Here is a 22,845-nt window from a genome sequence, read left to right as displayed (position 1 = left end):
CCTCAGCGGCTGCCGCCGGCCACGGTGCTGGCCGCTTCCGCCTCGGCCTGCGCGCGCGCGGCGAACAGCGTGCCCGGCGGCGGCTGGCGGGTAAAGAACGTATTGACGCCGTCCAGCACCGCGCCGGCCAGGCGCCGCTGGTAGCCCGGATCGGTCAGCCGGCGCTCTTCGTCGGGATTGGAGATGAAGGCGGTCTCGACCAGCATCGCCGGCATGTCCGAGGTGCGCAGCACCGCGAAGTTGGCGCGCTCCAGCTCCGGCTTGTGGTTGTTGCCGATCCGCTTGAGCCCGCCCAGCACATGTCCGGCCGCGTCTTCGGAGGCCTTCATGTGCCCGCTCTGGGCCAGGTCCAGCAACACGCTGGCCAGGGTGCTGTCGGTTTTCTGCAGACGCACGCCACCGACCAGGTCGGCCGCGTTTTCCTTGTCCGCCAGCCAGCGCGCGCGCTGCGAGGAGGCGCCCTTGGTCGAGAGGACATACACCGAAGAGCCGGTCGCGCTGCGGTTCTCGGCGGCGTCGGCGTGGATCGAGATGAAGATGTCGGCCTTGGCCGCGCGCGCCTTCTGCGCGCGCATCGGCAGTGGGATGAACACGTCGGTATCGCGGGTCATGTAGGCCTTCATGCCCGGCGTGGCGTTGATCTGCCGCGCCAGTTCGCGGCCGATCGCCAGGGTCACGTCCTTCTCGCGCTTGCCGGTGGGCCCCATCGCGCCGGGATCCTGGCCGCCATGGCCGGGATCGATGGCCACGATCAACGGCCGCATGCCCGGCTTCATCGCCACCCGCGACGGTGCGCTCGGCATCACCGGGCGCGCCTCGGCGGCAGCGGCGGCCACATCGTCGATGCTGGCCGCGTCGGGCCGGTCGGGCGTCGGCGTCGGCGTCGGCGTCGGCGCGACGGCGCCTTGCTGCGCCGGCACGGCGGCGCCGACCGACGCGGATGCGGATGCGGTCGGTGCCATCGAGGTAACGGAAGTCCCTGGAGCAGCGGCCGGTGGTGCCGGCACGACGCCCGGGCGAACCGCCGCGGTCGTCGTCGGTGTCTGTACTGGTGTCGGCGGCGGCGGCGGTGCCGCGCGTTGCACCACCGACGAGGTCAGGGCGGCCGTCGCGCGCGCCGCTTCCAGGCGCGGATCGGGCGTCGGCTTGGGTTCAACCGCCGCCGCGGTGGGCGCCGTGGATGCCGTCGGCGCGGGCGTTGCCGCGCCATTGCCGGCATTGGCCACCGGCTTGGCCGACGACGCATCGCCCGGCCATTCGATCACCAGCACCGAACTGCCGGCCACGGTCTGCATCTGCGGCTTGAATGCCACCACCGGGCTGCTCAGATCGAACACGATGCGCAAGGTACCGGGGACCGGATGACCGGTACGCACGGCCGTGACCACCCCGTTTCCGGCAGGCAGCTTCAGGCCCTGCGCAGCGGAGGATTCGGGCAAATCGACGACCAGCCGGTTGGGGTTGGCCAGGGTCAGCGTGGTGAAGCCACCGCTGCCCTGCAGCCGGATCTCGGCACGCGTGCCGGTGGCGCCATTACCGAGCGAAACCGCCTGGACCTGACCCGCAAACGCCGATTGCGCCGCTAGGCACCAGCCTGCGGCGATGGCGGAACAGGCGAAAAAATGGGTCCCCAGGCGCATGGAGGCGATTCAAGCATCCCGCGCACATAAACACAAGCGGTTTTCCCTTAATAATCCATAACCTGCCTGCACTTCCTAGTGTCAGCCGGCAGAAAAACCCCGCAAGTCGTCCCGTTCGGCCATCCGCGACAACCAGGCCGCGCCGACCGCCGTGCCGGCCTGCAGCTGCACGGCGCGTCCCTCGTCGTGCAGCGCCAGGGCCACGATCAGGTCGGCAGGCGGCAGCACATCGCCGCCGCGTTCCGGCCATTCCACCAGCCACAGGGTCGCCGATGCCTCGTCCAACCCCAGGAAATCCAGTTCGCCGGCGGCACCGATGCGATACAGGTCCAGGTGCCAGGCTTCGCCGTCGGGCAACGGATAGCGCTCGACCAATGTGTAGGTCGGACTGCGGATCGCACCCTGTACGCCCAGCGCGCGCAGCAGCGCCCGCGCCAGGGTCGATTTGCCGGCGCCCAGATCGCCGCGTAGATGTACCATCGCCTGCGCCGGACGCGTGGCGGCCAGAACCTGGCCGAGGCGCTCGGTGGCGTCGCTGTCTTGCAGATGGAGCCGCATCATCGGTTCGCTTCCGGATTGGCCAGGTGGCGCAGCGCCGGCAGCAGGTCGGACGGCAGCAGGCCGCGCTGGCCGGCGGCGGCGGCGCGATCGCCGGCGGCCGCATGCAGCAACGCACCGACGCTGGCCGCTTCGGAGGCGGCCAGGCCTTGCGCGCGCAGCGCCGCGATCACCCCGGTCAGCAGATCGCCCATGCCGCCGACCGCCATGCCCGGGTTGCCGGCGGCGATGACCCGCGGGACCCGCCCCGGCGCGGCGACGATGCTGCCGGCGCCTTTCAGCACCACCACAGCCTGGTAGCGCTCGGCCAGTGCCGCGGCGGCGGCGAAGCGGTCGCGCTGCACCTCGGCGGTGGCGATGCCGAGCAGGCGCCCGGCTTCGCCCGGATGCGGGGTCAGCACGGCGTTCGGCAACGCGCGCGGCGCCTGCGCCAGCAGGTTCAGCGCATCGGCGTCGATCACCGACGGCAGCTCCGCCGCCAGCGCCAGCCGCCACAGACCCTGCGCCCATTCGTCCTGGCCCAGCCCGGGACCCAGCGCGACCACGCTCGCCTTGCGCAGCAATGGGGCCAGCGCGGCGCCGTCCTCGACCGCGTGCGTCATCGCCTCCGGACACCGCGCCAGCAACGGCGCGACATGCGCGTCGCGGGTCGCCACGCTGACCAGGCCGGCACCGCTGCGCAACGCCGATTCAGCGGCGAGCATGACCGCACCGCCGCTGCCCAGGTTGCCGCCGATGCACAGCACATGCCCGGAATCGCCCTTGTGGCTGTCGCGCCGCCGTGGTGCCAGGCGCGCGGCCAGCGCCGCGTCGGTCCAGGCCTGGGCCTGCGCCGCGCAGCCGTCGAATGCGGCGGCCGGCACCTCCAGCGTCGCCAACGCGGTGGCGCCGACATGGTTCAGCGCCGCCCCGGTATGCAAGCCGGCATGGGCGACGATGAATTGCACGGTCAGCGTCGCCGGCAATGCCGCGCCCGGCACGGTGCCGTGTTCGGCGTCCACGCCGCTGGGCACGTCCAGCGCCAACACCGGCGCACCGAGTCCGGCGAGCGCGCCGAGCAGCGCGGCCAGTTCGGCGTCGGGCGCGCGATTCAGGCCGATCCCGAGCAACGCGTCGACGACCACGTCGGCCTGGTCCAGCGCCGCATCGAACACCTCGATACGGCCGCCGACGCCGATGTAGTCGGTACAGGCGCGTTGCGCCAACGCCGATTGCGGGCCACGCCCAGGCAGATGCAGCACGCGCACGCGGCGTCCGGCGCAATGCGCCAGCCGCGCCAGCACGTAGCCATCGCCCCCATTGTTGCCGGTGCCGCAGGCCACCAGGATGCGCTGCGCCTGCGGCCAATGCTGCAGCAACGTCTGCCAGGCGGCCTGGCCGGCACGCTGCATCAGCGTGTAGCCGTCGCCGCCGAGCAAGGCCGTGGCCTGCGCATCGATGCGCCGCGCGGCGGCGGTATCGTAGAGATCGAACGAGTCGGACATGCGCGGGATTCTATACTTGCGCCATGTCCAGCAGCGTCGCCCCCGCCGATCCCCACACCGTTGCCGCGCGCATCCGCGCGCTGGCGCGCGAGTTCGGCTTCCAGCGCTGCGGCATCGCCGGGATCGAGCTGCAGCAGGACGAAGCGCATCTGCGCGACTGGCTGGCGCAAGGCCTGTACGGCACGATGCAATGGATGGCGCAACATGGCGACAAGCGCGCGCGTCCGGCCGAACTGATTCCAGGCACGCTGCGGGTGATCTCGGTCGGCCTGGACTACGGACGCAACGACGACGATTCGGCCTGGGACACGCTGCACGATGGCGAGCGCGCCTACGTCGCCCGCTACGCGCTGGGCCGCGACTACCACAAGCTGATGCGCAACCGCCTGCAGAAACTGGCCGAGCGCATCCAGGCCGAGATCGGCCCGTTCGGCCATCGCGTCTTCGTCGATTCGGCGCCAGTGCTGGAGCGCGCCCTGGCGCGCGACGCCGGCCTGGGCTGGATCGGCAAGCACACCTGCCTGATCGACCGCAATGGCGGCTCCTGGTTCTTCCTCGGCGAAATCTACGTCGACCTGCCGTTGCCGATCGATCCGCCGGCCAGCGCGCACTGCGGCACCTGCACGCGCTGCATCGACGTGTGCCCGACCCAGGCGATCGTCGCCCCGTACCGGCTGGACGCGCGCCGCTGCATCGCCTATCTGACCATCGAGCACGACGGCGCGATTCCCGAGGAGCTGCGCCCGGCGATCGGCAACCGCATCTTCGGCTGCGACGACTGCCAGCTGGTGTGCCCCTGGAACAAGTTCGCCAAGCGCAGCGACGAACCCGACTTCCGCGCGCGCAACGATCTCGACCGGGCCACGCTGGCGCAGCTGTTCGCCTGGGACGAGGACGAGTTCCTGCGCCGCACCGAAGGCAGCGCGATCCGCCGCAGCGGCCACGAGCGCTGGCTGCGCAACCTGGCGGTGGCACTGGGCAATGCGCCGAGCACACCGCAGGTGCTGGCCGCGCTCGGCACGCGCGCGCAGCACGCCTCGCCGCTGGTGCGCGAACACGTGCAGTGGGCGCTGGCGCAGCATGCGGACCGGGCGCCTGCCGGCGAGGTCGCGTTGCCGCGACCGGCCGCTCACGGCGACGTGCGAGGATAGGCGCCCCGCACGCCCACGCAGCGCCCGCATGCCCGATCGCGACGACCAGATCCTCAGCCCCAGCCAGCTCAACACGCTGGCGCGCGACCTGCTGGAAAGCGCGTTCCCGCTGGCCTGGGTGGAAGGCGAGCTGGGCAACGTCACCCGGCCCTCGTCCGGACATCTGTACTTCACCCTGAAGGACGCGCGCGCGCAGGTGCGCTGCGCGATGTTCAAGCCGAAGAGCCAATGGCTGAAGTTCGTGCCGCGCGAAGGCCTGCGCGTGCTCGCGCGCGGCCGGCTGACCCTGTACGAGGCGCGTGGCGACTACCAACTGGTGCTGGATCACCTGGAGGAAGCCGGCGAAGGCGCGTTGCGCCGCGCGTTCGAGGAACTCAAGGCCAGGCTCGCCGCCGAGGGCCTGTTCGCCAGCGAGCGCAAACGCGCCCTGCCCGCCTTCGTGCGCCGCCTGGCGGTGATCACCTCGCCCAGCGGCGCGGCGGTGCGCGACGTACTGAGCGTGCTCGGCCGGCGCCTGCCGCTGCTGGAAGTGGACATCCTGCCGAGCCTGGTGCAGGGCGACAGCGCCGCCGCACAGCTGACCTCGCTGCTGCAGCGCGCCGATGCCAGCGGTCGCTACGACGCGATCCTGCTGACCCGCGGCGGCGGCTCGCTGGAAGACCTGTGGGCGTTCAACGACGAACGCCTGGCGCGGGCGATCGCCGCCGCGGCCACGCCGGTGGTGTCGGCGGTCGGCCACGAGACCGATGTGACCCTGGCCGACTTCGCCGCCGATCTGCGCGCGCCGACGCCATCGGTCGCCGCGGAACTGCTCGCCCCCGACCAGCGCGACCTCGCCGCACGCCTGCGCGGCCAGCACGCGCGGCTGCTGCAGTGGCAGCAGCACCGCCTGCGCCAGGCGATGCAGCGCGCCGATCGCGCCTCGCTGCGACTGCAGGCGCAGAGTCCGCAGGCGCAACTGCAAATGCTGAAGCGCCGCCAGCAGGATGCCGCGCGCCGCCTGCTGGCGTTGTGGCGGCAACAGCAGGAACGCCGCGGCGCGCGCCTGCGCCACGCCGCCGCGGTCTTGCGCGCAGCCCAGCCGCAACGGCGTCTGGCCGCCCTGCACGAGCGCCTGCTCGCGCTCGGCAGGCGCCCGCAAGCGGCGATGGCGCGGCAGCTGCAGGCCGACACGCAGCGCCTGCGCGCGCTGGCCCGCGCGCTGGAGACGGTCAGCCCGCTGGCCACGGTGACGCGCGGCTACGCGATCCTGACCCGGGTCGACGACGGCACGCTGGTGCGCTCGGCCACGCAGGTTGCGCCCGGCGACCGCCTGCGCGCGCGGCTTGCCGACGGCGAGGTGACGCTACGTACAGAATGACTGCGGTACACCTGTCGACCGCTACTCATCGCCAGTGCATTTCCATGTCGCAGCCAGCTTCAAACGAACAACGTATCAAGGCGGTGCTGCAAGGCATGCGCCGCGCCGAGCGCGACAAGGCCGGCCGGCTATCGCGCTCGACCGACACGCTGTCGCTGATCGACGGCGCCAGCTACGGCTCCACCGAGGACGCGCAACGCGTGCTCGACTGGCTCGGGCGCGATGCGGACACGTTGGCAACGTTGCGCAGCGAGCACCTGCTCGATGTCGGCGAGACGATCTGCATCGTCTGCAACGGCTGCGGCGGCGACCGTGCCGCGCTGTCGCAGTGGCTCAACGGCAGCCACGCGCAGCTCGGCGGACAGACGCCGCGGCAACTGCTGCGGGACGGCGCCAGCGCGCGGCTGCTCGATGCGGCCCGCGCCTGCTTCGCCGGCTAGCGGCGCGGCGCCGCTCTTGCGCGCCGACCGGCAGGCCGCTCACTCCAGCGGCGCGACGACCAACAGCGGATCCAGGTCGTAGCCCATCGCCCGCGCCTTGGCCTTGACCTGCTCGAACAGCGCGCGGGGCATCCGCGGCGAACGCGACAGCACCCACAGATACTTGCGATCCGGCTCGCCGATCAGCGCCCACTGGTAATCCGGATCCAGCGCGATCACCCAATAGTCGGCCCAGACCAGCGGCACCCAGGCCAGCCAATCCGGCGCGAACCGTACCTGCAGCCGCCCGGGATGGCCGGCCACCCGCCGCGCCACGCCCTCGGCGGCAAGCATGTCGCCCTTGCCGGTACGGCAGGCGTTGCGCACGCCGATCAGCCCGTCGTCGCGCAGCACGTAGGCCGCGGTGATGTCGGCGACGCATTTCTTCTGGAACGACACCGGCAGGTGCGCGATTTCGTGCCACTGCCCGGCATAGCGGCCGAGATCGAACTCGGCGACCGACGTCACCGGTTGCGCGGCCCGTGCCGGCAGCGCCAGGCACAGCAGGCAGGCCAGCAGCATCGCGAGCGATGGAGGACGCATGCGGACGTTCCTGCAAAAAAAGGAGAAGACCAGCCTTATGCAGGAGCGGCGCGGCGATGTAAAGCGCAGCCCTCGTCCAGGCCTGCGACGAACCGCCATTGCGGCGGCATGCCATGACAACACCGCAACCGAAGGCGCGCACCGCGGCGGCAGGCCAGCGCTACGCAAGAAAGCAATGCACGAATTACGCAGTCCGCGCGACGCGTGGGGGCAGCGCACTCAACACGGCGCCCCCGCCTACCCGGCAACTGGCGAAACAGGTGCCGCCCACTGCGACGACCAGGAACGGAAGCCGCAAACGTGCCACGCCGACGCGCTAAGACGAAAGGTCGGCCACGGCAAGGTCCTGGCCTTGGCTGCTGTTACTGCATTCCACCGGCTCGCGCAGGATGACTTGCTGGGCGACACCGTCGCGCTGCTCCAGGTACACGTTGACCATCACGCACTCGGAGCCGACCTGCTCGATATACGGCGCGGCCGGATCGTGACCGGCCTGATAGGCGGGATCCAGCTTGCTCAAGGCCGGCGCGGCGCCGGCGCCACCGGCCACCGCCAATGCAAGGGCCAGTACACATAGCCGCGTCAATTCCTTGTGCATTGGCCCACTCTCAGATTAACCATGTGCACATGATTACGACATCGGCCCCGCATAGTTGAGCGTTACATCACGGCAAACCTGAGAATTGCCGCACTTGTCTACGAGCGTAAACGCCGTGACTTCCGCTAGCGATAGCATGAATAGGCCAGCTCCAATGCGGAAGTCGGCACACAATGCGTGTGCTCGCCCGGCCCGTCGCAGGTGCTGGGCATCGCGGACCCGCGTACTACCGGCCAGGCGCGACCTCCCCTGCGAGACACCCGTCATCGCGCCGCGGGACACGGAAGCGCAAAGAAAAAGGCCTGCATTTCTGCAAGCCTTTCATGGAATGGTGGCCGAGGACGGAATCGAACCGCCGACACGGGGATTTTCAATCCCCTGCTCTACCAACTGAGCTACTCGGCCACTGCGCAACGCGGCAGGACCGGTGCGGGGACGCGCATCATAGCGATGCGTTCGGGATTGGGCAAGTGCGGCATTTCGGAATTTTCCTACCGGACGACACGGCCCGCGCCGACTGCGCCGGATTCCGCCGCCGCGCATGCTGAAGGCGTCCTCGGCGCCTGGCCTATGCACGGGCACGGATGCCACTGGTGATGGTCATAGGCCAGGCCGCCAAGGACACCGCGGCGCCGTCAGATCCGGCGCGTTCGCCGCTGGGTCGACGACGCTGCCGTAGGGCGTCCATGCCGGTGACCGGCCAGCCGGCCCTGCCGCAAAGCTGGCCGCGGACGCCTTCGCCCGGAAGCCGCGAACGCCGCCGACCTGCAGCCCCGCAAGGCGGTGCAGCCGATGACGTGCCGCGGTGGCACTGGAGCGGCGCCGCACCCGAGCGTGTCGAAGCACCTGAGCGCGTCGAAGCGCCGGGACAGCGGAGCGCCGAAGCACTCGGGCAACGACCGCAACGCCGGGCTGGAGACGGCGTGGCTTCCAGAGAAACCGCGCCACCAAGGTGCGCGCGGCTGGCGGCTCGCTGCAGGCGACGCGCGACGGTGGCCCGGCGCTCGCCACGCCGAGTCCCTGGGCGCCGTAGTATTCTTCGCCGGTCTTCACGTCCTGGAATCGGTCATGCGTCAGCGGCTTCGCTTCGGCTTGCTCGTGTTGTGCACTGCGCTGCTGGCCGCCTGCGGCGACGGCATGGTGCGGCGCGTGTCCGACCCCGCGGCCAGCCTGCAGCAGCTCACCGTCAATATGGACGGCAGCTGGAAGGTGGAGTTGCGCCTGCAGAACTACAGCAGCATCCCGATGCGTTACGACGGCGTACGCCTGGACCTGGGCGTGGGCGGCGAAGCCGCCGGGACCCTGCAGCTCGCGCCCGGCATCTCGATCGGGCCGGAAACGGCGGACGTGGTCAGCGTCGCGCTGCGCCCGAGTTCGGCCGCGCGCATCGCCATCGCCGATGCCCTGGCCGGCCGCCGCAGCCTCGACTACACCCTCAAGGGCAGCATTGACGCCACCCCGGAAGAGAAGAAGCAGCGCACGTTCGAGATCGATACGCGCAATATGCTCACCCCCGCGCCCGGACTGGACGGCGTCCTGCGCTAGCCGCATCCCGCCCGCGCCACCGCGGCGCGGTCCCGCCCTCACTTCTTGCGCCCGCTGTGAGCTAGGGGCAGCGACGCCGTGCCGGTCGATCGGCGCTTCAGCCAGGCCCCCCGCAACCGCTGTGCTAGCAGGCCTGCCATTGCCCGGGCCGCTTCGCGACCGCTGCCGTCGCCCCACATCCCCGACCCAAAAGCGCCGTCCCGCCGAGCACGCGTTCAGCTGCCATTACCGCGCATTTAATACACAAATGTAATATATACATATGTACCAAATGCCTAGCCAGCCATGAGCCGCTTCACCGCCACCGAGCAGCGCCTGGACGTCACCGGCCAGAAGCATCCGGGGTTCCCTCGCGACGCGGCCGCGGTGGTGCGCCTGATCAAGCTGCTGCACAAGCTGATCCTGGATCAGGGCAACGACATGCTGCGCGCCTACGGCCTGAACTACTCCGAATACAACGTGCTGATGATGATCGACGCCAGCCCGGACGGGACCTTGAACCCGTCGCAGTTGAGCGACGCGGCCAGCGAGAAGTCGGCCAACATCACCCGCCTGACCAGTCATCTGGTCGACAAGGGCCTGATCCAGCGCACCCCCAGCGCCGAGGACCGACGCATGTTGCTGCTGCGCCTGACCGCCGAGGGCGAGCGCCTGATCGCCGCGTTCATGCCGGACGTGTTCGCGCAACTGCGCGGGTACACGCAGCACCTGGAGAGCGCCGAACTGGCGCAGCTGGAAGCCTTGCTGAAGCAATTGCTGCGCAGCGTGGAAGGCGACGCATGAGCGCGCGCGGTACCGACGTCGCAGCCAGCGCCGCCGCCGCCCCGCCGCGGTTGCGCGCCGTGTTGGCCGACGCCCTGCGCGGCGAAGGCGAGGCCTGGCTGTTCGTGCTGCGCACGCTGCTGTCGATCTATCTGGCCGGCTGGATCGCGCTGCGCCTGGACCTGTCCTCGCCGATGACCGCGATGATCACCGTGGTGGTGGTGATGCACCGGCAGACCGGCATGGTGTTCGCGAAAGGCTTCTACCGCGTGCTGGGCACGCTGATCGGCAGCGTCGCCGCGCTGGCGATGGTGGCGCTGTTCCCGCAGGAACCGGTGCTGTTCGTGCTGGTGCTGGCGATCTGGATCGGCCTGTGCACCGGCGGCGCGCTGCTGTACCGCAACTTCAAGGCGTACGCGTTCGTGCTGTCCGGCTACACCGTGGCGCTGATCGCGCTGCCGGCGGTGAACCAGCCGCAGAACGTGTTCGCGCTGGTCACCGCGCGCGTCACCGAGGTGCTGCTGGGGCTGCTAGTGACCGGCGTGATCAGCGACGTGGTGTTCCCCAGCCGCTTGCGCCAGACCCTGCGCGACACGGTGCGCCGCGCCTACGACGGCTTCCTGGATTTCGTCCGCGACGCCACCGGCGGCCAGCTGTCGCGCGCGTCGATGGAACAGGCGCACCTGCGCTTCGTCCGCGACGCGGTGGAGATCGAGGACCTGCGCAGCTCGGTGGTGTTCGAGGACCCGGAGGCGCGCGTGCGCAGCGGCCGCCTGCGCCTGCTCAACCAGCGCTTCATGGCGGTGTCCACCAGCTTCCAGTCGCTGCATCACTACATCAACCGCCTGCTACGCCAGGCCGAAGGCGATGTCGCCGAAGCGCTGATCGGCCTGTACCGGCCGCTGAAAGCCGCGCTGAGCGAACGCGGCGGCCGCGAACGCACCGTCGAGACCGCGCGCCGGCTGGCCGAATGCCGCGACGCGCTGGCGCCGCGTGCCGCCGCAGTGCGCGACACCCTGCCGAGCGCGCGCCACGAAGATTTCGACACCGGCGTGTCGCTGCTGCGGCGCTTCTTCGGCGAGCTGCACGACTACGTTGCCGCGGAGGCCGCGCTGGTCGCCCCGCAGCAGTGGCGCACGCCGCAGGCCGGCGGCGACACCGCCGTGTTCCTGCGCGGCAACGACTACGCGACCGCCGCGCTGACCGCGCTGCGCAGCGCGCTGCTGGTGGCGGCGATGTGCTGGCTATGGATCCAGGCCGGCTGGATCAGCGGCGCCACCGCGGTGTTCCAGGCGGTGGCGTTGAGCGCGATCCTGTCGTCCAGCGCCAACGCACCGGCGGCGGCGCGTTCGCTGTTCAAGGGCTTCGTGTTCGGCGCCGCGCTGGGCGCGGTCTGCCAGTTGCTGGTGCTGCCGCAGATGGATGGCTACGGCCTGTTCGTCGCCGGCACCGCGCCGTTCCTGCTGCTGACCCTGTACCTGGCCTCCAAGCCGGCGCTGTTCGGCTTCGCCACCGGCACCAATCTGGCCTTCGTCTCGATCCTGGCGGTGCAGCCGACGCCGAGTTTCAACGCCGTCACCACCTTCAACAGCGTGGTGCCGCTGCTGCTGGGCACGCTGGCGGTGAGCGTGGCGTTCGTGTTCGTGCCGCCGGTGATCGGCACGCGCTGGCATCGCCAGCGCCTGCTGGAACAGCTGCGCCGGCAGACCACACTGGCCGCACGCGCGCCGCTGCCCGGCCTGCACCTGCGCCTGGAAAGCGTCAACCGCGACCTGTTCCAGCAGATCGTCGCGCATACCCCGCCGGGCAGCGACGAGCTGCGCGACCTGTTGGGCTGGGCGCTGTCGGTGCACGAGACCGGGCGCACCCTGGTCGAGCTGCGCCGCGACGCGGCCGACGGCGACCTGCCGCACGCGCTGGCCACCGATGTGGACGCTGCGGTGCAGTCACTGGCCGAGCTGTACCTGGCGCCTTCGCCCGAACGCCATCGGCTGGCCCTGCAGCGCATCGACGCGGCGCTGGCGGCGAGCCGTCTCGACGGCGCGGTGCCGCTGCGCTGGAAGCGCACCCGCGAACACCTGCACCTGCTGCGTGGCGCACTGCTCGATGCCGACTCGGTGCTCGCCGCCCTCGCCGCCGGGCATGCGCACGCCCCGACCTCGCCAGGAGCCGCCGATGGCGCTGCCCGCTGAAATCTCGATCGCCGGCGTGTACGTGCCCGGCCTGCTGGTGCTGGCGGTGGCGCTGCTGTTCGCCGCCTGGGCGGTGGATGCGCTCGCCGGCCGCGCCGGGCTGTACCGCTACGCCTGGCATCCGCCGCTGTTCCGTCTGGCCCTGTACGTCGGCGTGTTCGCCGCGCTCGGCCTGCTCCTTTTGCCGTGAGTCCCGCCATGAAGACATCCGCCCTGATCCGTTTCGCCCTGACCGCCGCGATCGTGCTGATCGCCGCCCTGCTCGCGCACGCGCTGTGGCGGCACTACATGCTGTCGCCGTGGACCCGCGACGGCCGCGTGCGTGCGGAGGTGGTGCGCATCGCCCCGGACGTGTCCGGCCTGGTCGATGCGGTCGCGGTGGCCGACAACCAGCACGTCGAGCGCGGCGACGTCTTGTTCAGCGTCGACCGCCGGCGCTTCGAGCTGGCCCTGGCGCAAGCCCGCGCCGACCTGGCCGCGGCGCAGGCGAAGGCGCGCTCGGCCGGTGCCAGCATCTCCGCCGCAGCCGCCAGCCAGGCCGCCAGCGAGGCCGAATTCCAGATGCGCCGCGCGCAGGCCGAACGCCGCGCCCGCGCCGCGTCGGTGATCTCGGCCGAGGCCCGTTCCGATGCCGAGGCCACCGCGCGCTCGGCGCAGGCCGACGTGCACCGCACCGCCGCCGTGCGCGGCCAGGCCAGCGCCGCACAGGCGCAGGCGCTGGCGGCGGTGGCGCAGGCGCAGGCCGCGGTCGATCTGGCCGAACTGGACCTGCAACGCACCCAGGTGCGCGCCACCGCCGACGGCTACGTCACCAACCTGGACGTGCGCGTCGGCGACTACGCCCAGGCCGGCAGCGCGCGGCTGGCGCTGGTCCGCGACGACGCGATGTGGATCTACGGCTACTTCGAGGAAACCAAGCTGCCGCGGGTGCACGTCGGCGATCGCGCCGATATCCGCCTGATGAGCGGCGGAGTGATGCTGCACGGCAAGGTCGAAGGCATCGCCCGCGGCATCGCCGACAGCGACAACCCGACCAGCGCCTCGCTGCTCGCCGACGTCAGCCCCACCTTCAACTGGATCCGCCTGGCGCAGCGGGTGCCGGTACGGGTGCGCATCGATCCGGCCAGCGTGCCGCGCGGCACGGTCCTGGCCGCCGGCATGACCGCGACGGTTACGGTGCATGGGGAGCCGTGATTCGGGATTCGGGATTCGTAAAAGCGACAGCCGGTTCCGATCTTCCGCCGCGCGACGGCCGTTGCGAATCCCGAATCCCCCATCCCGAATCCCCGCCCCACATCCATACGCCGTAGTATCCTGCGCACCTCGGCCGCGCCGCGGCCTCTGTTCGAGCGACCGCATGAGCACCTACCAAGCCCCGCTGACCGACCTGCGCTTCGCGCTGCACGACGTGCTGCAGGTGGAAGCGCTGTTCGCCCGCCTCGGCTATGCCGAGGCCACCACCGACGTGGTCGATGCCGTGCTGGAGGAAGCCGCGCGCTTCACCGGCAGCGTCCTGGCGCCGCTGAACCGGGTCGGCGACGAACACGGCTGCACGCTGGACGCGGCTACCGGCGCGGTCACCACCGCACCGGGCTTTCGCGAGGCCTACCGGCAGTTCGCCGAAGGCGGCTGGACCGGCCTGACCGCGGCCACCGAGTTCGGCGGCCAGGGCTTGCCGCATACCCTGGGCGTGCCGCTCAACGAGATGGTCAACGCGGCCAACCTGGCCTGGGGCAACTTCCCGCTGCTGTCGCATGGCGCGGTCGAGGCGCTGAAGCAGCATGGCGAGGCCTGGCAGCAGGAGGTGTTCCTGAAGCCGCTGGTGGATGGCCGCTGGACCGGCACCATGTGCCTGACCGAGCCGCACTGCGGCACCGACCTGGGCCTGCTCAAGACCCGCGCCGAACCCAATGCCGACGGCAGTTGGTCGGTCAGCGGCACCAAGATCTTCATCACCGCCGGCGAGCACGACTTCACCGACAACATCGTGCACCTGGTGCTGGCGCGGCTGCCGGATGCGCCGGCCGGGGCCAAGGGCATCTCGCTGCTGGTGGTGCCCAAGTTCAAGGTCGCCCGCGATGGCAGCGTCGGCGCGCGCAACGCGGTGCGTTGCGGCTCGCTGGAACACAAGATGGGCATCCACGGCTCGGCCACCTGCGTGATGAACTTCGACGGCGCCGAAGGCTACCTGGTCGGTCAGCCGCACAAGGGCCTGCAGGCCATGTTTACGATGATGAACACGGCGCGGCTGGGCGTCGGCCTGCAGGGCATCGGCCTGTCCGAACGCGCTTACCAGAACGCCCTGCGCTATGCGCGCGAACGCCTGCAGTCGCGTTCGCTGACCGGCGCCAAGCTGCCGGACAAGCCGGCCGACCCGATCCTGGTGCATCCGGACGTGCGCCGCATGCTGCTGACGGTGAAGGCGCTGACCGAAGGCAGCCGCCTGCTGGCGCTGCACGCGGCGACCCTGATCGATATCGCCCACCACGCGCAGGACCCGGCCGAGCGCGAGCAGGCCGACGTGCTGGTCAGTTTCCTGACCCCGATCTCCAAGGCCTGCCAGACCGAATGGGGCGTGGAGAACACCTATCACGCGCTGCAGTGCTTCGGCGGCCACGGCTACATCCACGAGCACGGCATGGAACAGCTGGCGCGCGACGCGCGCATCACCACGCTGTACGAAGGCACCACCGGCATCCAGGCGCTGGACCTGATCGGGCGCAAGACCGCGTCCAGCCAGGGCGCGGGGCTGAAGCTGTTCCTGGCGCAGATCGAGGCCTTCCTCGCCGAGCATGCCGAGAATCCGGCCGTAGCCGAGTTCGTCGGCCCGCTGCGCGAGAAGGCCGGCGAATGGGCGGCGCTGACCAAGCGCATCCTGCAGCGCGCCGCCGGCAATGCCGACGAGCTGGGCGCGGCCAGCTACGACTACGTGTTCTATTCCGGCTACGTGGTGCTGGCCTACTGGTGGGCGCGCAGCGTCGCCGCCGCGGATGCATCGGCGCAGAGCGAAGCGTTCAAGCAGTCCAAGCGCGAGACCGCGCGCTTCTACTACGCCAAGCTCCTGCCGCGCACGCTGACCCACGCCGCGGTGATCGAGGCCGGTGCCGAACCGCTGATGGCGATGGCCGACGCGCACTTCTGAGCAAGGCGCGCTGCGCGACCGGCGGCGCACTGCGCCGGTCGCGCAGATCCGTCCCGCGTCGATACACAAATCGTCAACAATCGGGTATAAGCTGTTTTCCCGATGGAGACAGACACAACAACGCTTGGTCTGATCGATACCGGAGCCTTCGCCGCTTCGGCCGGCGACGCGTCGTTTTCGTCGCCCCCTACCCTGCCTTCGGTGCGCCTGCTGTCGCTGGATGCGCATGGCCGGGTGCTGGACTGGATCAACTGGCAATCGGCCGCCTGCCTGTATGCGCGTGGCGCGGTGGCCTGGACCCTGGGCGAACCGTGCATGCACATCCATGGCGGCATGTCGCGCGCCAGCGGCGAGCGCAGCGTGCTGCACCTGCATCCGATCATCGCCGCCCGCGGCCATGCCCGCTCGCGCGCGCTCGATCCCACGCCCACCTTGACCAATACCGCGCTGTTCGCCCGTGACGCGCAGCTGTGCCTGTACTGCGGCCAGCAGTTCAGCCGCCCGCAACTGACCCGCGACCACGTGCTGCCGGTCTCCAAGGGCGGCCGCGACACCTGGGAGAACGTGGTCACCGCGTGTTTCCACTGCAACTCGCGCAAGGGCAACCGCACCCCGCAGCAGGCGTCGATGCCGCTGCTGGCGGTCCCGTACCGGCCGAGCTGGATCGAGCACCTGATCCTGTCCAACCGCAACATCCTCGCCGACCAGATGTCGTTCCTGAAGGCGCAATTGCCCAAGCGTTCCAAGCTGTCGGTCTGACCGCCAGGCCGGCGCGCAACGCGCCGCGCACTGCGACGGATTGCCGCACCTCCCTGCCAGCGTGGCCTGCGCCCGTGCGCAACTGAACGGGTTGCTTGCCCGTGCCCGGAATGGGGAGGAAAATGGACGGTCCGCTGAACCCTAATCCCGATGATCGATCCCACCCGCTATCCGCGCCTCGCGCGCATCCAGATCCCCGCCGAACTGCGCCGCTTCGAGGAGTCGGAGCTGCCGGCGATCGCGGAGGAACTGCGCGCCTACCTGATCGAGTGCGTCGGCAAGAGCGGCGGCCATTTCGGCGCCGGCCTGGGCGTGATCGAACTCACCGTGGCCCTGCACTATCTCTACGACACCCCGGTCGACCGATTGGTGTGGGATGTCGGCCACCAGACCTATCCGCACAAGATCCTGACCGGGCGGCGCGACGAGATCCATTCGGTCAAGCAGGCCGGTGGCGTGGCACCGTTTCCCAAGCGCGAGGAGAGCGAGTACGACACCTTCGGCGTCGGCCATTCCTCCACCTCGATCTCCGCGGCGCTGGGCATGGCCATCGCGCTGCAGCGCGCCGGCGACGAGCGCAAGGTGGTGGCGGTGATCGGCGACGGCGCAATGACCGCCGGCATGGCCTACGAGGCCTTGAACCACGCCGGCGGCATGGACCCGGAACCGAACCTGCTGGTGATCCTCAACGACAACCGCATGTCGATCTCCGAAGCGGTCGGCGGGGTCACCAAGATGCTCGGCCGGATGAGCGGCAGCAAGACCCTCAATGCGATCCGCGAAGGCGGCAAGAAGATCCTCGGCGACAAGAAGAGCAATCCCACCGCGCGTTTCGTGCGCCGCTGGGAGGAGCATTGGAAGGGCATGTTCGTGCCCTCCACGCTGTTCGAGGAGATGGGCTTCCACTACACCGGGCCGATCGACGGCCACGACCTGCCGGCGCTGATCGGCGCGCTGAAGACGCTGCAGACGCTCAAGGGTCCGCAGCTGCTGCACGTGATCACCACCAAGGGCAAGGGCTACGAACTGGCCGAGGGCGACCAGATCGGCTACCACGCGGTCGGCCCGTTCGATCCCAGCAAGGGTCTGGTGTCCAAGCCGGGCGCCAAGGCGCCGACCTATACCGACGTGTTCGGCGACTGGATCTGCGACATGGCCGCCGCCGAACCGACGCTGCTGGCGATCACCCCGGCGATGCGCGAAGGCTCGGGCCTGGTGCGCTTCAGCAAGGAATACCCGCAGCGCTACTTCGACGTGGCGATCGCCGAGCAGCATGCGGTGACGCTGGCGGCGGGCATGGCCACGCAGGGCGCCAAGCCGGTGGTGGCGATCTACTCGACCTTCCTGCAGCGCGGCTACGACCAGCTGGTGCACGACGTGGCGGTGCAGCAGCTCGACGTGCTGTTCGCGATCGACCGCGGCGGCGTGGTCGGCCCGGACGGCGCCACCCATGCCGGCAACCTGGACCTGAGCTTCCTGCGCTGCGTGCCGCATCTGGTGGTGATGGCCCCGGCCGACGAGGCCGAGTGCCGGCAGATGCTCAGCACCGGCCTGCAGCACGCCGGTCCGGCCGCGGTGCGCTATCCGCGTGGCACCGGTCCCGGCGTGGCGCCCGGCACGGCGCTGGACACGCTGCCGATCGGCAAGGCGCAGGTCCGCGCGAACGGCGCCACGCTGGCGCTGCTGGCGTTCGGCGCGACCTTGGCGGCGGCCGAACAGGTCGGCCGCGAGCTCGGCCTGAGCGTGGTCAACATGCGCTTCGTCAAACCGCTGGACCGCGCGCTGCTGCTCGAGCTGGCGCGCAGCCACGACGGCTTCGTGACCATCGAGGACAACGTGGTGGCCGGCGGCGCCGGTTCCGGCGTGGCCGAGCTGCTCAATGCCGAAGGCGTGCTGCGCCCGGTGCTGCACCTGGGCCTGCCCGACGCATTCCAGCACCACGCCAGCCGCGAGCAGTTGCTGGCCGAAGCCGGGATCGACGCCGCCGGCATCCGCGCGGCGATCCTGGCGCGCTGGCCGCAGCTGGCGACCGGCGCCAACGCAGCGCGTACCGCGGCCGGCTGACGCCGCGGCGCGCCTGGCCACGGCGTGAACGGCAGGTGCGGCGCGGGCAGGTAGGCAGCGCGTCGCACCTCACCCGCTCAAGGCGCGATCACCTCGTAACCGCGTGCGCGCAGCCGGTCCAGCGGACCGTCTGCCTCCTGCAGGCCCTGCATCGACAGCACCGCGAAGCTGGAGCGGTTCTGCGCCAGCGCCCGCTCCGCCGTTTCCAGCCACTTGCCCAGCGCGCGCTGGCGCACATCGCCCAGGCCCAGCTTGCGCGCGATCGCCGCCTCGCCGACCGCGTCCATGCACACCCGGTACTGATCGTTGCCCGGCAGCTTGCCGAGCGCGTCGAGATCGCCCTCGGACCAGGCATTGGCGCGCTGCCGCATCGTTTCCAGGTCGCCCTGGATGACCTGCAGCGTGCGCGCGAAGCAGTTGCGGTCGTTCAGCGCCGTCGCGCGGAATTCCTGCAGCGCGCGCTTGGCGTCGGGCACCTTCACTTCCACCACCACCGGCACGATCGGCACCTTGGCGCGCTTGGCCGCGCGCTCGATCACCGGCGCGGTGACGCTGGCCATGCTCAGCCCGGATTTGCGCATCGCCGCTTCGTACAGCTCCTGCGCGGCGAACACCGGCCGCCACGTTTCCACGCTGGCGTCGCGGCCCAGGTAGCGCGCCTTCAGCGGCAGCCATTGCGCGTACAGGTCGGCCGGCAGTACCTGCTGCAGGGTCTGGCCGTCCGGGTTGCGCCGCGCCTTCAGCAGCGACGGCAGCAACAGCAGGCTGCGGAACACGCCCAGGTTCGAGGACAGCGACAGCGTCGGCGCCGCGATGACCTGCTGCGACTGGCCGATCACCCGCTCCACCTCGCCCGACGCCCACTGCATGCGCTTGGGCAACGGCGACACCGTGCCCAGGATCCACAGCACGTGGTCGCCGCGGCGCACCTGCCACAGTCCGGGACCGGGCTGCTGGCCGGTCACCAGCACCGCCTCCAGATCGACCACCGGCGCGGCGGCCGGCGCCGCCGGCGGTACCGCCGGATGCGCGGCGGCCAGGCCCGCGAACGCCAGCAGCACTGCCGCACACACGCCTCTCACCGCACTCGTCCAGGGCATCGCGACACTCTCCAGGAATTCGGACCGACGCCGAAGATCCAGCGCGTCGCGACGATATCAGCCCGACAGCTTGGGCAGGTACGCGGCCAGCGGATCGGTGACGGGCAGCAGCTGGAAGCGCTCCCACAGGAACCCCGGCGCCACCACGCAGCGCACCAGGCTGTAGTCGTCCAGCGGCCGCGCCGCCTGCCAGCTGCCGGCCGGGATCACCACCGACGGCAGGCCGCCGCGTTCGCTGGCGTCCATCCGGTAGCGCTGCAGGCCATGCTGCGGATCGAAGCTCAGCAATTCCAGCGCGCCGCCCTCCTCCCATTGCCAGGTTTCGTCGGCATCGATCCGGTGCCAATCGCTGCACTCGCCGCGCACCAGCAGGAAGCGGATCGCGGTGCAGGCCGGACGCGTGACGCCCTCGTGCTGGATCTGCAGCGCGGAGGTGTGCACGCGCGCATAGCGCCCGCCCTCCGGGTGCGGCAGCAGCGACAGGTCGCGCACCAAGGTGGCGATACGAGTGGACGATTTCGTAGACATGGCCCAGTTTAGGGCCTGTCGGCCGGCTTGGGCTAGACCACCGACGCGCGCTGCCCTGGCGGTTGATGGGCGCCGGCGAGTGCCGGCCCGCCTTGGCGGGCTAGGCTAGCCCACCAGGCGCCGGCCGTTGCGCAGGCACACGCCGAAGAACACCAGCAGGTCCCAGCTGTAGCGCTTGAGCAGGCGCCGCGGCTCGCGCAACAGGCGGTACATCCACTCCATGTGCAGTCGGCGCACCCAGGCCGGCGCACGCTGGGCGTTGCCGGACAGGAAATCCAGCAGCGCGCCGACCCCGAACAGCAAGCGCGCATCCAGCTGCGCGGCATGGTCGAGAATCCAGGTTTCCTGCAGCGGATTGCCGAACGCCACCAGCACCACGTCGGCGCCGCTGGCGTTGATGCGCTCGGTCAGCGCCGTGCCCGCGGCGGCGAACTCGGCGTAGCCGTCGCAGGTGCCGACCACGTGCTGGCCCAGTGTCTGCCGCAGTGTCTGCGCGGCGGCCTGGGCCACGCCGGGCCGCCCGCCGAGCAGGAAGAAGCGCAGCGGCCGCCGGCTGTGCCGGCACAGGTACGGAATCAGGTCGGTGCCGTTGAGGTTGCCGGCGAAGCGGCGGCGATGCACCAGCAGCGCGCCCAGGTCCATGCCGATGCCGTCGTTGACGATGCGCACGCCCGGCGCGCGCAGGCGCGTGCGCAGCGCCTGGCACTGCACCACGAAGTTGGTGTTGGCGAAGAACACCTGGCGCTGCTCGCCGCGCGCCTGCGCCTGGAACAGCGCGTGCGCGAACGCCGCTTCGGTGGTGCGCAGGATCGGATAGCCGCCCAGCGCCATCACCTCCTGCCGCTCGGAGTGCGCATCACCAGAGGTCATGGGGAAAACTGTCCAATAGACCGCGCTGCAGGGCATTCAGCTCGAACGGGGCGTTGCCGCCCAGGGCCAGGCACTCCTCGACGCTGTGGCCGGCATGCCACTGCGTGCGCCCGGTGCCGTAGTAGTAATCGTCGTACTTGAAGCGGTCCTCGCCGTTGCCCCAGTCCAGGTACACCGACGGCACGCCGTAGGCTTCGGCCAGGATCAGCCCATGCAGGGAACTGGAAACCACCAGTTCCGCGCCCAGCAATTGCCGCACGAACCCGGCCGGCTGCCGGTTCGGCAGCACCAGCTGGTCCTTGTAGCGCGCGTATTTGTCCGACGGCTCGTTGAAGTGCGGCACGATCAGGAACGGCTGCCGTACGGCCGGCGGCGCCAGCGCGTCGAGCGGAAAGAACAGCGGCATCAGCAGTCCCGGATCGCCGTAGATCTCCGGCACCTGCAGCCCGCGCTCCTGCAGGAACGCGCGGGTCTTGGGTCCGCGCACCGCACGCACGTCGAGCGTGCGGAAGCGATGCCGCTCGGCCGGGATCTTGCCGTTGATGCCGCTGCCCCACACCGTGTCGCCGTCGCTGGCGAAATGCAGCACCGAACCGATCGCGATCAGGCGCTTGCGCTTGTCGCGCTTGTCCAGCAGGGTCCGGTCGCGCTGCGCCAGCACGTTGGACACGATGATCTTGGACAGGTGATCGCCGACGTTGATCTCGCCGTTCTTCGGCTTCCACCAGAACAGCGCGCGGCGTTCTTCGTAGTCGATCCATTTTTGCAGTGCGGACAATGCGACATCCTCCCTTGTGTACGCGAACGCCGTTCGCGGGCGAGCGGCTCCGTGTCAGGCGGTATCGCCTGCGAAAAGCCGGGTTTCCGGATAGGCCGACGGATCCAGGACACGGTCGGTGGTCTCGGACCAGCTCAGGCATTGGCGATGGCGCACGTGCGGGGCGTGCAGCGCCTTTTCGATCGCCGCGACGATCGAGGCCTCGTCGCCCGGGGTATAGCCGAAGCGCGACTGGTAGCTGCCGACCACCGCGTTCGGACACACCGCCGGCAGGCCGAAGAAATCGTATTGCAGCAGCTTCATCGAGCTGTCGGCCAGATACACCGGCACCTGCTCCGACGCGTACGGCGCGATGCCGAAGCGCGCGTGCTTGATGTAGCCGATGGTCTCGGCGTGCTTCATCTCGCCGTACACAACCACGTTGTCGCCGTAGCCCGGCGCGCGGCCCATGCCCGAGCCGATCACGTGGAAGGTGACCTGCGGGAAGGCGCGGCTGGCGGCGACGAAGAATTCCGGATCGAACAGCATCGAGCCGACCGCCACCGCATGGATGCCCTCGCCGTACGGCGACGGATCGCCGAGCGTGTCCAGGTTGTGGTCCACGCCATGGCCCACATGGAACACGTTGTGGCGGCTGGAAATCTCCTCGGCCATCGCCGGCGACACCAGCGCGATCACGTCCAGGCTCGGCGCCACGCGGTCGAATTCGCGCTCGATGTAGTCGGCGACGTTGATCGTGCTCAGGCCGTCGGAGGCACGGTAGACCTTGCGCGCGGTCGGGTTGATGCGTGCCGCCAGTTCGATGAAGGCCACCGCGATGCCGCTTTCGAACACGATCACATCCGCTTCCTGCATCCAGCGCAGCAGCGTGGCCGGCGGCTTGGCCGCGTACAGCTTGAACATCAGGTCTTCCAGCGGCCGCAGCCAGCGCCGCCGCGTGTTGAACGGATGCAGCGGCGCGCGCCACAGGTAGCAGTCCACGCCGTTGTGCTTGACCACGGTGTTGGCGGTGGCGTCCAGCGGCAACCGCAGGTCGCCCTTCATCCGCGACAGCAGGCTGTAGCGCAGCGAGAAGAAGCGCGTGGTACCGCGCTTGGCCAGCTCGTCGGCGATGAAGTGGATGTTGGCGCGGCGCGGCGTGCGGTAGTCGTGCGCCGACAGCACCAGATAGCACGGCGGGCGTCCGGCAAGGGCCGCGGCCGGTGCCGCGGCGAGCGTCGCCGCTGCGGAAGAATCGCTCATGCCATCGCTCCTTTGCGGTAGAGGGGTGTCGGGAAAGATCGCCGGATCGC

At 70.3% G+C, this 22,845-nt stretch carries 21 protein-coding genes and 1 tRNA gene; 11 read left to right on the top strand and 11 right to left on the bottom strand.

Annotated features, from left to right (window positions below):
- Positions 1-2: 2 nt before the first annotated feature.
- From AB8810_RS09810 to AB8810_RS09800, 3 genes are all read right to left on the bottom strand, one after another.
- The gene (locus AB8810_RS09810; RefSeq protein ID WP_369916379.1) at positions 3-1,640 is read right to left on the bottom strand and encodes an N-acetylmuramoyl-L-alanine amidase; all 1,638 of its coding nucleotides are present in this window, start codon (positions 1,638-1,640) and stop codon (positions 3-5) included.
- Between the two features lie 81 nt (positions 1,641-1,721).
- Positions 1,722-2,201: a tRNA (adenosine(37)-N6)-threonylcarbamoyltransferase complex ATPase subunit type 1 TsaE gene (gene tsaE, locus AB8810_RS09805; RefSeq protein ID WP_228318929.1), complete on the bottom strand. Its 480-nt coding sequence runs from the start codon at positions 2,199-2,201 to the stop codon at positions 1,722-1,724.
- Positions 2,198-3,682: an NAD(P)H-hydrate dehydratase gene (locus AB8810_RS09800; protein ID WP_369916378.1), complete on the bottom strand. Its 1,485-nt coding sequence runs from the start codon at positions 3,680-3,682 to the stop codon at positions 2,198-2,200. Before AB8810_RS09800 ends, tsaE begins: the two co-directional genes overlap by 4 nt.
- Positions 3,683-3,705: 23 nt before the next feature.
- Between AB8810_RS09800 and queG the strand changes: the two genes are divergently transcribed.
- Genes queG through AB8810_RS09785 form a run of 3 tightly spaced genes read left to right on the top strand, consistent with a single transcriptional unit; the run spans position 3,706 to position 6,633 of the window.
- A complete protein-coding gene (gene queG, locus AB8810_RS09795; RefSeq protein ID WP_369916377.1) occupies positions 3,706-4,833 on the top strand; it encodes a tRNA epoxyqueuosine(34) reductase QueG in 1,128 nt (375 codons plus the stop codon).
- Between the two features lie 28 nt (positions 4,834-4,861).
- A complete protein-coding gene (gene xseA / locus AB8810_RS09790; protein ID WP_369916376.1) occupies positions 4,862-6,193 on the top strand; it encodes an exodeoxyribonuclease VII large subunit in 1,332 nt (443 codons plus the stop codon).
- A 44-nt stretch (positions 6,194-6,237) separates the two neighbouring features.
- Positions 6,238-6,633, top strand: coding sequence for an antitoxin Xre/MbcA/ParS toxin-binding domain-containing protein (locus AB8810_RS09785; RefSeq protein ID WP_179565330.1), 396 nt, complete (start codon positions 6,238-6,240; stop codon positions 6,631-6,633).
- Positions 6,634-6,672: 39 nt separating this feature from the next.
- On the opposite strand, the gene AB8810_RS09780 is transcribed toward AB8810_RS09785, so the two are convergent.
- The 3 genes from AB8810_RS09780 to AB8810_RS09770 all read right to left on the bottom strand — a co-directional run bounded on the left by AB8810_RS09780 (position 6,673) and on the right by AB8810_RS09770 (position 8,218).
- Positions 6,673-7,215 (bottom strand): lipocalin family protein, encoded by a 543-nt coding sequence (locus AB8810_RS09780; RefSeq protein WP_191823990.1) that lies wholly within the window; start codon positions 7,213-7,215, stop codon positions 6,673-6,675.
- A gap of 316 nt (positions 7,216-7,531) precedes the next feature.
- Positions 7,532-7,813 carry a hypothetical protein gene (locus AB8810_RS09775; protein ID WP_369916375.1) on the bottom strand — a complete coding sequence of 94 codons (282 nt, stop codon included), beginning with the start codon at positions 7,811-7,813 and terminating at the stop codon, positions 7,532-7,534.
- A gap of 329 nt (positions 7,814-8,142) precedes the next feature.
- Positions 8,143-8,218: transfer RNA gene (locus AB8810_RS09770), tRNA-Phe, on the bottom strand.
- Positions 8,219-8,881: 663 nt separating this feature from the next.
- Here AB8810_RS09770 and AB8810_RS09765 point away from each other — a divergent pair.
- The 8 genes from AB8810_RS09765 to dxs all read left to right on the top strand — a co-directional run bounded on the left by AB8810_RS09765 (position 8,882) and on the right by dxs (position 18,277).
- Positions 8,882-9,358 (top strand): LEA type 2 family protein, encoded by a 477-nt coding sequence (locus AB8810_RS09765; protein WP_191824261.1) that lies wholly within the window; start codon positions 8,882-8,884, stop codon positions 9,356-9,358.
- A 285-nt stretch (positions 9,359-9,643) separates the two neighbouring features.
- Positions 9,644-10,141 (top strand): MarR family winged helix-turn-helix transcriptional regulator, encoded by a 498-nt coding sequence (locus tag AB8810_RS09760; RefSeq protein ID WP_206228790.1) that lies wholly within the window; start codon positions 9,644-9,646, stop codon positions 10,139-10,141.
- Positions 10,138-12,312 (top strand): FUSC family protein, encoded by a 2,175-nt coding sequence (locus tag AB8810_RS09755; protein WP_369916374.1) that lies wholly within the window; start codon positions 10,138-10,140, stop codon positions 12,310-12,312. Before AB8810_RS09760 ends, AB8810_RS09755 begins: the two co-directional genes overlap by 4 nt.
- Entirely contained in the window at positions 12,296-12,502 is a 207-nt protein-coding gene (locus AB8810_RS09750; RefSeq protein WP_179565340.1) for a DUF1656 domain-containing protein, read from the top strand. The genes AB8810_RS09755 and AB8810_RS09750 overlap by 17 nt, the downstream gene beginning before the upstream one ends.
- An 8-nt stretch (positions 12,503-12,510) precedes the next feature.
- Positions 12,511-13,506, top strand: a complete 996-nt coding sequence (locus tag AB8810_RS09745) for a biotin/lipoyl-binding protein (protein WP_369916373.1) — start codon at positions 12,511-12,513, stop codon at positions 13,504-13,506.
- Between the two features lie 163 nt (positions 13,507-13,669).
- Positions 13,670-15,454, top strand: coding sequence for an acyl-CoA dehydrogenase C-terminal domain-containing protein (locus AB8810_RS09740; protein ID WP_179565343.1), 1,785 nt, complete (start codon positions 13,670-13,672; stop codon positions 15,452-15,454).
- 102 nt (positions 15,455-15,556) lie between these two features.
- The gene (locus AB8810_RS09735; RefSeq protein WP_369916372.1) at positions 15,557-16,213 is read left to right on the top strand and encodes an HNH endonuclease; all 657 of its coding nucleotides are present in this window, start codon (positions 15,557-15,559) and stop codon (positions 16,211-16,213) included.
- 150 nt (positions 16,214-16,363) lie between these two features.
- Positions 16,364-18,277, top strand: coding sequence for a 1-deoxy-D-xylulose-5-phosphate synthase (gene dxs / locus AB8810_RS09730; protein WP_369916371.1), 1,914 nt, complete (start codon positions 16,364-16,366; stop codon positions 18,275-18,277).
- 77 nt (positions 18,278-18,354) lie between these two features.
- On the opposite strand, the gene AB8810_RS09725 is transcribed toward dxs, so the two are convergent.
- The 5 genes from AB8810_RS09725 to AB8810_RS09705 form a co-directional block, all read right to left on the bottom strand.
- Positions 18,355-19,377, bottom strand: a complete 1,023-nt coding sequence (locus tag AB8810_RS09725; RefSeq protein WP_369916370.1) for a TraB/GumN family protein — start codon at positions 19,375-19,377, stop codon at positions 18,355-18,357.
- 57 nt (positions 19,378-19,434) lie between these two features.
- Positions 19,435-19,905 (bottom strand): cupin domain-containing protein, encoded by a 471-nt coding sequence (locus AB8810_RS09720; RefSeq protein ID WP_369916369.1) that lies wholly within the window; start codon positions 19,903-19,905, stop codon positions 19,435-19,437.
- A gap of 105 nt (positions 19,906-20,010) precedes the next feature.
- On the bottom strand, positions 20,011-20,775 hold the full coding sequence (locus tag AB8810_RS09715; protein WP_206258347.1) for a WecB/TagA/CpsF family glycosyltransferase: 765 nt from the start codon (positions 20,773-20,775) through the stop codon (positions 20,011-20,013).
- Positions 20,762-21,553 (bottom strand): polysaccharide pyruvyl transferase family protein, encoded by a 792-nt coding sequence (locus AB8810_RS09710; protein WP_369916368.1) that lies wholly within the window; start codon positions 21,551-21,553, stop codon positions 20,762-20,764. The genes AB8810_RS09715 and AB8810_RS09710 overlap by 14 nt, the downstream gene beginning before the upstream one ends.
- Before the next feature lie 54 nt (positions 21,554-21,607).
- On the bottom strand, positions 21,608-22,795 hold the full coding sequence (locus AB8810_RS09705; RefSeq protein WP_225209651.1) for a glycosyltransferase family 1 protein: 1,188 nt from the start codon (positions 22,793-22,795) through the stop codon (positions 21,608-21,610).
- Between the last annotated feature and the right edge of the window lie 50 nt (positions 22,796-22,845).

The sequence above is a fragment of the Xanthomonas sp. NCPPB 3005 genome, assembly GCF_041228095.2.
Taxonomy (GTDB): Bacteria; Pseudomonadota; Gammaproteobacteria; order Xanthomonadales; family Xanthomonadaceae; genus Xanthomonas_A; species Xanthomonas_A bonasiae.
The sequence above is the reverse complement of the archived record's forward strand: the minus strand, read 5'-3'. Positions and strand labels throughout refer to the sequence as shown.

Coding starts and splice junctions, on each gene's coding strand:
- AB8810_RS09810 (WP_369916379.1), bottom strand. CDS start 1,640: ATGCGCCTGGGGACCCATTTTTTCGCCTGTTCCGCCATCGCCGCAGGC.
- tsaE (WP_228318929.1), bottom strand. CDS start 2,201: ATGATGCGGCTCCATCTGCAAGACAGCGACGCCACCGAGCGCCTCGGC.
- AB8810_RS09800 (WP_369916378.1), bottom strand. CDS start 3,682: ATGTCCGACTCGTTCGATCTCTACGATACCGCCGCCGCGCGGCGCATC.
- queG (WP_369916377.1), top strand. CDS start 3,706: ATGTCCAGCAGCGTCGCCCCCGCCGATCCCCACACCGTTGCCGCGCGC.
- xseA (WP_369916376.1), top strand. CDS start 4,862: ATGCCCGATCGCGACGACCAGATCCTCAGCCCCAGCCAGCTCAACACG.
- AB8810_RS09785 (WP_179565330.1), top strand. CDS start 6,238: ATGTCGCAGCCAGCTTCAAACGAACAACGTATCAAGGCGGTGCTGCAA.
- AB8810_RS09780 (WP_191823990.1), bottom strand. CDS start 7,215: ATGCGTCCTCCATCGCTCGCGATGCTGCTGGCCTGCCTGCTGTGCCTG.
- AB8810_RS09775 (WP_369916375.1), bottom strand. CDS start 7,813: ATGCACAAGGAATTGACGCGGCTATGTGTACTGGCCCTTGCATTGGCG.
- AB8810_RS09765 (WP_191824261.1), top strand. CDS start 8,882: ATGCGTCAGCGGCTTCGCTTCGGCTTGCTCGTGTTGTGCACTGCGCTG.
- AB8810_RS09760 (WP_206228790.1), top strand. CDS start 9,644: ATGAGCCGCTTCACCGCCACCGAGCAGCGCCTGGACGTCACCGGCCAG.
- AB8810_RS09755 (WP_369916374.1), top strand. CDS start 10,138: ATGAGCGCGCGCGGTACCGACGTCGCAGCCAGCGCCGCCGCCGCCCCG.
- AB8810_RS09750 (WP_179565340.1), top strand. CDS start 12,296: ATGGCGCTGCCCGCTGAAATCTCGATCGCCGGCGTGTACGTGCCCGGC.
- AB8810_RS09745 (WP_369916373.1), top strand. CDS start 12,511: ATGAAGACATCCGCCCTGATCCGTTTCGCCCTGACCGCCGCGATCGTG.
- AB8810_RS09740 (WP_179565343.1), top strand. CDS start 13,670: ATGAGCACCTACCAAGCCCCGCTGACCGACCTGCGCTTCGCGCTGCAC.
- AB8810_RS09735 (WP_369916372.1), top strand. CDS start 15,557: ATGGAGACAGACACAACAACGCTTGGTCTGATCGATACCGGAGCCTTC.
- dxs (WP_369916371.1), top strand. CDS start 16,364: ATGATCGATCCCACCCGCTATCCGCGCCTCGCGCGCATCCAGATCCCC.
- AB8810_RS09725 (WP_369916370.1), bottom strand. CDS start 19,377: ATGCCCTGGACGAGTGCGGTGAGAGGCGTGTGTGCGGCAGTGCTGCTG.
- AB8810_RS09720 (WP_369916369.1), bottom strand. CDS start 19,905: ATGTCTACGAAATCGTCCACTCGTATCGCCACCTTGGTGCGCGACCTG.
- AB8810_RS09715 (WP_206258347.1), bottom strand. CDS start 20,775: ATGACCTCTGGTGATGCGCACTCCGAGCGGCAGGAGGTGATGGCGCTG.
- AB8810_RS09705 (WP_225209651.1), bottom strand. CDS start 22,795: ATGAGCGATTCTTCCGCAGCGGCGACGCTCGCCGCGGCACCGGCCGCG.